Origin of the sequence: Streptomyces bobili, from assembly GCF_002154575.1 — a bacterium.
GTDB lineage: Bacteria > Actinomycetota > Actinomycetes > Streptomycetales > Streptomycetaceae > Streptomyces > Streptomyces bobili.
Genome location: NZ_MUBA01000506.1, coordinates 216 through 8,255 on the forward strand (window position 1 = coordinate 216; position 8,040 = coordinate 8,255).

5 protein-coding genes and 2 pseudogenes are annotated in these 8,040 nt (G+C 71.7%); 5 read left to right on the plus strand and 2 right to left on the minus strand.

The features are described from left to right. Both BZL64_RS31750 and BZL64_RS31755 read left to right on the plus strand, forming a co-directional pair. On the plus strand, positions 1-957 hold a 957-nt coding region (locus tag BZL64_RS31750), incomplete at its 5' end, for a DUF5919 domain-containing protein (protein ID WP_244205607.1). A 132-nt stretch (positions 958-1,089) separates the two neighbouring features. After that, positions 1,090-1,815: a 3'-5' exonuclease gene (locus BZL64_RS31755; RefSeq protein ID WP_086772588.1), complete on the plus strand. Its 726-nt coding sequence runs from the start codon at positions 1,090-1,092 to the stop codon at positions 1,813-1,815. A gap of 31 nt (positions 1,816-1,846) precedes the next feature. Here BZL64_RS31755 and BZL64_RS31760 read toward each other — a convergent pair whose 3' ends face one another. Next, positions 1,847-2,707: a phosphotransferase enzyme family protein gene (locus BZL64_RS31760; protein WP_086772589.1), complete on the minus strand. Its 861-nt coding sequence runs from the start codon at positions 2,705-2,707 to the stop codon at positions 1,847-1,849. Between the two features lie 162 nt (positions 2,708-2,869). Here BZL64_RS31760 and mgt point away from each other — a divergent pair. Further along, a pseudogene (gene mgt / locus BZL64_RS31765) lies at positions 2,870-4,112 on the plus strand (macrolide-inactivating glycosyltransferase). A 174-nt stretch (positions 4,113-4,286) separates the two neighbouring features. Here mgt and BZL64_RS31770 read toward each other — a convergent pair. Beyond that, a complete protein-coding gene (locus tag BZL64_RS31770; protein WP_086772590.1) occupies positions 4,287-6,542 on the minus strand; it encodes an MMPL family transporter in 2,256 nt (751 codons plus the stop codon). A gap of 296 nt (positions 6,543-6,838) precedes the next feature. Between BZL64_RS31770 and BZL64_RS31775 the strand changes: the two genes are divergently transcribed. Together BZL64_RS31775 and BZL64_RS31780 are read left to right on the plus strand one after the other, a co-directional pair. Continuing rightward, positions 6,839-7,387 carry a DUF1697 domain-containing protein gene (locus BZL64_RS31775; RefSeq protein ID WP_086772591.1) on the plus strand — a complete coding sequence of 183 codons (549 nt, stop codon included), beginning with the start codon at positions 6,839-6,841 and terminating at the stop codon, positions 7,385-7,387. Positions 7,388-7,442: 55 nt separating this feature from the next. Beyond that, a pseudogene (locus BZL64_RS31780) lies at positions 7,443-7,953 on the plus strand (maleylpyruvate isomerase N-terminal domain-containing protein). Positions 7,954-8,040 lie beyond the last annotated feature (87 nt).

An 8,040-nucleotide genomic window follows, 5' to 3' on the forward strand; every position in this document is an offset into this window, starting at 1 on the left:
GTCGCCGCGGCCGGCCCCGCCGGCCAGGAGTGGGTGCAGCGCGCCGTCGCCGTACGCGAAGTCAGCCGCCGCAAGGGCTACTTGCTCGACCCGGCCGACGACAACGTGATCTCCTTCCTCACCCTGCCGCAGCTGCGCGAACTGATGGTGCAGCACTGGCCGTGCTTCGAGCCGTACCTGGACGACCGCCGGGACGTCGAACTCGCCCTGGACGAGCTGGAGGTGACCCGCAATGTCGTCTCCCGCAACCGGGCGCTGTCCGAGGCCGTCCTGAACCAGGCCGAACGCGCCTCCGCCCGCCTGCTGGAGATGCTCGGCACCGGCGGTGACGTGCCCTCCGCACGCAGGCTGCCCGTCGACGCCGTCGAGGACCTCATCGGCGACCGGTACGCGGACGTCGTCGCCGTCCACACCGACCGCGTGCGGCTGCTGCGCCAGTTCCCCGCCGAGGACATCTTCGACGGGGCCCGCCGCCTCGACGCGATCGGCATCGGCCTCAACCTCCTCGTGCAGAACTTCTCCGGCCGCCGCCTGGTCCGGCTCGCCGAGGCGGGCGCCCGGGTGCGGCTGCTGTTCCTCAACCCGGCCTCCAGCGCCGTGAAGCGCCGCGAGCGCGAACTCGGCATGAAGCGGGGTGAGTTGAGCCGCGCGGTGGAGATGAACATCCTGCACATGCGCCGGGTCCGCTCCCGGCTGCGCGACCCCGGCGCCTTCCAGATCCAGGTGTACGACGAGACGCCCCGCTTCACCGCCTACCTGGTCGACGGCGACGGCACCGACGGCATCGCGGTCGTGCAGTCCTATCTGCGGCGCATGCGCGGCATGGAGGCACCGGTGCTGGTGTTGCGCAACGGCAACCGGGTGGTCAAGTCGGGCGATGTCGGCGAAGGCGGACTTTTCGGCGCCTACCGCGAGGAGTTCGAGCTGGCCTGGGCGGACTCGCGGCCGGTGTCCTGACCGTTCGCTGGCGATGTGCGGCAGTTGTCCGGAACCGTCCCGCGGGAAGCGGAACGCGGTCCTCTGATTGTCAGTGGCGCATGCGAAGGTGGAGACCACTGGGGGAAAGCACCACCGAGAAGGGGGGCCGGTATGGCCTGGCATCGTGAGCTGCTCATCGGCTTCGACCTGGAGACCACCGGGACGGACCCGCGCGAGGCGCGCATCGTCACGGGCGCCGTGATCGAGGTCAGGGACGGGCAGGTGCTCGGCAGCCGCGAATGGCTGGCCGACCCGGGCGTGGAGATCCCGGCGGACGCGGTCGCGGTCCACGGCATCAGTAATGAACGGGCGGCCGCCGAGGGCCGCCCCGCCGACGAGGTCGCGGACGCCATCGCGGGCGTCCTCACCGGCTACTGGCGCACCGGCGTCCCGGTCGTCGCCTACAACGCGGCCTTCGATCTGACCCTGCTCTCCGCCGAACTGCGCAGACACGGCCTGCCCTCCCTGCGCGACCGGCTGGGCGGCCTCGACCCCGCCCCGGTCGTCGACCCGTACACCATCGACCGCTGGGCCGACCGCTACCGCCGCGGCAAGCGCAACCTCGAAGCGGTCTGCGCCGAGTACGGCGTCTCCCTGGACGCGGCGCACGACGCCTCCGCCGACGCGCTGGCCGCCGCCCGCCTGGCACGCGCGATAGCCGAGCGCCACCCCAAGGTCGCCACCCTCGGCCCGGCGGAACTGCACCGCAGCCAGATCGAGTGGTACGCGGCCTGGGCGGCGGACTTCCAGGACTTCCTGCGCCGCAAGGGCGACGCGGACGCGGTCGTCGACGGCGTCTGGCCGGTGCGCGAGCCGGCGGACAGCCACACCGTCTGACCGGCGGGCCGGGAAGGATCCCGGGCGCGGTTCAGAAGGGGTACCAGCGCACCGATTCGTCGCCGTCGCGCAGTGATGCCACCCGACGGACGAACTCCGCCAGCGCCTTGGGAGCCGTCGGCGCGTGCTGGGCCACCCAGGCGCAGCTCGCCGTCTCCCGCGCGCCCCGCAGCACCGCGCAGCCCTCCCACTCCCGCACGTCCCAGCCGTAGGCGTCGGTGAAGGAGTCGTAGGCCTCGGCGGGCAGGCCGTAGCGGTCGCGGGACAGCGCGAGCACGACCAGGTCGTGCTCGCGCAGGTCGGTGGAGAAGGTCTCCAGGTCGACCAGGACCGGCCCGTCCGGGCCGATGTGCACATTGCGGGGCAGCGCGTCGCCGTGGATCGGGCCGGGCGCCAACCGCGGGGTGAGCGCGGCGGCGGCCGACACGAAGCCGTCACGCCGCTCACGCAGATACGCCGCGTCCGCCGGGTCGATCGCGTCGCCCGCCAGCCGCAGCCAGCGCTCCACCCCGGCCAGCAGATCCCGCGACGGCAGCGGGAAGGAGGGTGCGGGCAGCGCGTGCACGAGGCGCAGGAGTCCGGCCAGATCCCGTGGCTCGGCGGGCCGTACCGCGTCGGGCAGCCGGTGCCACACCGTCACCGGATGACCCTCCACCAGCAGGGGCTTCGCCTCGGCCGCCCGCACCGCGGGGACACCGGCGCCGGCCAGCCACTCCGCGACATCCAGCTCGCGCCGGGCCCGCTCCAGCAGTTCGGCGTCCCGGCCCACCTTCACCACCAGGTCACCGGCGGCGAACACCGCGTTCTCGCCGAGGGCGAGCAGCCGCGCCTCCCCGGCCCCGGCCGCCAGCCCCGCCGCGGCCAGTACGTCCCTCGCGCGCGCCTCGTCCATCGTCCGCCTCCCAGCCATGACCGTCTGCTCCCGCCGGGACGGCCTCGGGATCCGGCCGTCCGCCGCCCAGTCTCGCATTCGCACAGGTCGGACGAGGTGCGCGGTCCGGTCCCTGACGGCGTACCGGGTGCCGCGCCACTGTGCCACCGGGGAGAGGAACCGATATCTGCATTGCACGAGACGTCTCGTCTCGTTTATGGTCGATCACATGACCTCACCCGCGCACATCGCCATGTTCTCCATCGCCGCCCACGGCCACGTGAACCCCAGCCTCGAGGTGATCCGCGAACTCGTCGCCCGCGGGCACCGGGTCACCTACGCCATCCCGCCCGCCCTCGCCGACAAGGTCGCCGCCACCGGCGCCGAGGTGAAGCCCTGGAACTCCACCCTGCCCCCGCCCGACGCCGACCCGTCGGCCTGGGGCGCCACCCTCCTCGACAACGTGGAGCCCTTCCTCGACGACGCCGTGCAGGCGCTGCCCCAGCTGATCGAGGCCTACGCCGGCGACGAGCCCGACCTCGTCCTGCACGACATCGCCTCCTACCCGGCCCGCGTCCTCGCCCACCGCTGGGGCGTGCCCGCGATCTCCCTCTCACCCGCCCTCGTCGCCTGGGAGGGGTACGAGCAGGAGGTCGCCGAACCGATGTGGGCCGAGCCGAAGAAGACCGCCCGCGGCCAGGCCTACTACGACCGCTTCCAGGCCTGGCTCGCCGAGAACGGCATCACCCTGCACCCCGACGATTTCGCCGGCCGGCCGGCCCGTTCCCTGGTACTCATCCCGAAGGCGCTCCAGCCGAACGCCGACCGGGTCGACGAGAGCGTGTACACGTTCGTCGGCGCCTGCCAGGGCGACCGCACCGCGGAGGGCGACTGGACCAGGCCGGCCGGGGCCGAGAAGGTCGTCCTGGTCTCCCTGGGCTCCGCCTTCACCAAACAGCCGGACTTCTACCGTGCCTGCGTCCAGGCCTTCTCCGGCCTGCCCGGCTGGCACCTCGTGCTCCAGATCGGCAAGCACGTCGACCCCGCCGAGCTGGGCGACCTACCCGCGAACGTCGAAGTGCGCTCCTGGGTGCCGCAGTTGGCGGTGCTGCGGCAGGCCGACCTGTTCGTCACCCACGCCGGCGCCGGCGGCAGCCAGGAGGGGATGGCCACGGCGACGCCCATGATCGCCGTACCGCAGGCCGTGGACCAGTTCGGCAACGCGGACGTGCTCCAGGCACTCGGGGTGGCCCGTCATGTCCCCGCCGAGGAGGCCACCGCTGACACGCTGCGGGCCGCGGCCCTGGCCCTCGTCGACGACCCCGAGGTCGCCCGGCGGCTGAAGGAGATCCAGGCAGACATGTCCGCGGAGGGCGGCACCCGCCGGGCGGCCGACGTGATCGAGGCCGGACTGCGGTCCCGGTGACCGTCTCCGCTTCCGGCTTCCGGCAGGCATGAGTGAGGGCCCGTTGACTCCCCGGTGGTCAACGGGCCCTCGGTCTGGGGAAATTCGGAGATGCGGTGTGTCGGCGAGGCGGCGATTCAGCGATTCAGCGATACGGAGCTGTGCGGTCCGGGGCCGCCTGTCCGCTTCGGCGGGTCAGACCCGTACCGGCTCGCCCTCGTCGTCCCGCGCCGTCGGCTCGATCGCCTCGGACGACTCGTCGTGCGTCAGGTCGGGCAGCCGGTGCAGCCACTTCGGCAGGTACCAGTTGCGCTCGCCGAGCAGCGCCATGACCGCCGGGAGCAGCACGCCCCGGATGACCGTCGCGTCGATCAGGACCGCGGCGGCCAGGCCGACGCCCATCTGCTTCATGGACTGCATGGACAGCGTGCCGAAGATCGCGAACACGGCGACCATGATGACGGCGGCGCTGGTCACGACCCCGGCCGTGGTGACGACACCGTGCGTGATGGCGTCCCTCGTGGTCAGGCCGCGCAGCCGTGCCTCGCGGATCCGGGAGACCACGAACACGTGGTAGTCCATCGACAGCCCGAACAGGATCACGAAGAGGAACAGCGGCAGCCAGGTGACGATGGCGCCGACGCCCTCCGCGCCGACCAGAGACGCGCCCCAGCCGTGCTGGAAGACGCCCACGAGGATGCCGTAGGCGGCGCCCACGGAGAGCAGGTTGAGCACGATCGAGGTGATGGCGATCGTCAGCGAACGGAACGACAGCAGCATCAGCGCGAAGGCGAACACCACCACGAAGGCGAAGACCGGGACGACCGCTCCGGCCAGCTGGTCGTTGAAGTCCTTCGAACCGGCGACCTGCCCGGTGATCGGCGCCTGAACGCCGTCTACCCGGCCGAGCGTCGCGGGCCGTACGTCGTCGCGCAGCTTGTCCAGGCTCGCGCCCGCCTTGTCCAGATCGGAACCGCCGACCAGCGGGACATACACGAAGGCGATGTTCTGCGCGTCGTGCAGCTTGATCTCGACGGGGCCCCGAGAGGCGCCCGAACTGATCGCCCGCTCACGGAAGTCGGCGAGCGCGGACTTCACCTCGGGTGCGTTGATGTCCTTGGCGTGGACGACCACCTCGGCCGGGTCGGAGCCGCCGGGGAAGGCCTCGTTGACGCGGTTGTAGGTCTGCACGATCGGCAGCGAGTCGCCGAACTCCTGGTCCAGGGTGAGGTTCTGGGTCTTCATGCCGAGCGCGGGCGCCGCGATGGCCAGCAGCGCGCCGGCCGCGACGAGCACGGAGACCAGGGGCCTGGCGAGGACGCCCTTCAGGACGGCCGACCAGAACCGGCTCTCGCCACCGCCGTTGCCGCCCTTGCGGGCACGCCGGCGCAGGAAGGGGATACGGCCCTTCTCGACCCGCTCGCCCAGCAGCGACAGGAGTGCGGGCAGCACGGTCACGGAGCCGACCATCGCCACGGCCACCACCATCAGGGAGGCCAGACCCATCGCCTCGAACTCGGCGAGCCCGGTGAACAGCATGCCCGCCATCGCCACGCACACGGTGACACCGGAGACGATGATCGCGCGGCCGCTCGTCGCGGCGGCGATCCGCAGCGCGGTCTCCCCGTCCCGGCCGGCCTCGCGCTCCTCGCGCTCACGGCGCAGGTAGAACAGGCAGTAGTCGACACCGACGGCCAGACCGACCAGCAGCATCACGGAGCTGGCGGTGTCGCTCATCGGCATGACATGGCTGACGATGCCCATCAGGCCCGTCGTCGCCATGATCGCGGTGACCGCGAGCAGCACCGGGAGCAGGGCGGCGACCAGGGCGCCGAACGCGATGAGCAGAATGCCGAGGGCCACCGGCACCGCCGAGTACTCGGCCTTCTTGAAGTCGTCGCCGAACGCGTCGTCGAACGTCTTCATCATGCTGGCGCCGCCGATCTCCTCGATCCGCAGTGCCTCGTGCTCATTCTGCACCCCCTCGACGGCCTTCAGGACCGGCTCGATCCGCTCACCCGCGGTGTCGGACTCGCCGCGGACGTCGAACTGCACCAGCGCGCTGTGACCGTCCTTGGAGATCGTCTGCGTGTCGTACGGCGAGGTGACCTCGGTGACCTTGCCGGTGCCCTCGACGGCCGTGACGACCGCCTCGACGGCCGCACGGAACTCCGCGTCCGTGGACTTCAGCTTCCCGTCCTTGGCCTGGACGAGGACCGTCTCACTGGCGGGCTCCTCGATCCCGGCATCCTCGATGATCTTGGCTGCGGTGTGCGTCTCGCCCTTGAGCTGGTCGCTGTCCTTGACCTTGACCTGGCCGGCCGCCGACCCCAGTCCCACGGCCAGGACGACGAACAGCACCCAGATACCGACGGCCGTCCAGCGATGCCGGGCACTCCAGCCGCCGGCCCGCGCGGCGATGCCCCGCACCCGTGAATCTCCGTTCCCCATGACGGGCTTTCCCCTCGAGATGCGGTGGCGGCCCCCTGCCGCCACCTCTCCCTTCGAAGGTATGGGCCGCATAAAGCCATCTCGTCGTGCTGTTCGACGAGGTCCGGGCCGGCGAAGTCCTCCCCTCGGACCCCGACGTCTCAGCACTGGGGAGGACAGTGGCCCCCTACACCTATCGGCGGGCCTCGGGGATGATGATCAGGGTCGCGTTCCGTGCCGGCCGCGGGCCCGGGGTCCGGTGGCCGTCGTGCCCGCGTCCACGGGGTACGACGGCCGCAGCCGCATACTCTGGCCTGATGACAACGACGTACGCGGCACTGTTGCGCGGCATCAACGTGGGCGGCAACCGGAAGGTCCCGATGGCGGCTCTCCGGACCCTGCTGGAGGGCCTCGGACATGACAGCGTCCGCACCTACCTCCAGAGCGGCCAGGCCGTCTTCTCCGCCGGCCACGGCGACGAGGACAGCCTCGCGCGGGAGCTGACGGGGGCGATCGAGAAGCAGTTCGGCTTCGCCGTCGACGTGATCGTGCGCGACCACGCGTATCTGGAAGCGGTCGCCGCCGCCTGCCCCTTCCCGGCCGCCGACCTGGAGGCCAAGCAGCTGCACGTCACGTACTTCTCCGCCCCCGTCGAAGCCGACCGCTTCGCGGGCATAGACCAGGCCGCGTTCCTGCCCGAGGAGTTCCGCCTCGGCGACCGTGCCCTGTACCTGTACGCCCCCGACGGCCTCGGCCGTTCCAAACTCGCCGAACAGCTCTCCCGGCCCCGCACGAACAAGGGGCTGATCGCGACCACCCGCAACTGGAACACCGTGATGAAACTGGTCGAGATGACCCGGGCCTGAACCCTGTCGCGTTTGTTCAAGCCGCCGCGGCACCCGCGTCCCTAGCGTGAGGGGCATGAAGAACGACGAGACGTACCGGTACATGTCCGAATGCGCCACCGAGGCCGCCCGCGTCGCGCGCGCCGTCCTGCAGGCCCGCCTGAACGAACCGACCCACTGTCCCGGCTGGGACGTGCGCGCCCTGGTCAACCACTGGGTCCTCTACACCTCCCACGGCCTGGAACACCGCGCCCTGCGCAAACAGCTCCCCGAGGACCTGGTCGCCCGCGACTTCGCCGCCGACCCCGGCTGGGCCNNCCGCCGGCGAACTGGCCGCGATGATCGTCAAGGAGACGGCCGTACACGGCTGGGACGTCGCCGTCGCCACCGGCGGGGAGTTCCGCCTCTCGGAGGGCGCCGCCCGCCTGGTCCTCGGCGTCGTCGAACGCCACGGAGACCTCTACCGCCAGTACGACGGCTTCGCCGACCCGGTGCCGGTCCCGGACGACGCACCCACCTTCGAACGGGCGCTGGCGGCGAGCGGACGGGACCCGCGGCAGGGCGCCGACGCCCAGGTGGGCCACTGAAGAAGGTCCCTGTTGGGCCACACCTGGGACCCGATCCCGGACTACCGTCGCCGGTATGACCCGCACCCCCGCCCACACCCACACCCC

Coding starts and splice junctions, on each gene's coding strand:
- BZL64_RS31755 (WP_086772588.1), top strand. CDS start 1,090: ATGGCCTGGCATCGTGAGCTGCTCATCGGCTTCGACCTGGAGACCACC.
- BZL64_RS31775 (WP_086772591.1), top strand. CDS start 6,839: ATGACAACGACGTACGCGGCACTGTTGCGCGGCATCAACGTGGGCGGC.
- BZL64_RS31760 (WP_086772589.1), bottom strand. CDS start 2,707: ATGGACGAGGCGCGCGCGAGGGACGTACTGGCCGCGGCGGGGCTGGCG.
- BZL64_RS31770 (WP_086772590.1), bottom strand. CDS start 6,542: ATGGGGAACGGAGATTCACGGGTGCGGGGCATCGCCGCGCGGGCCGGC.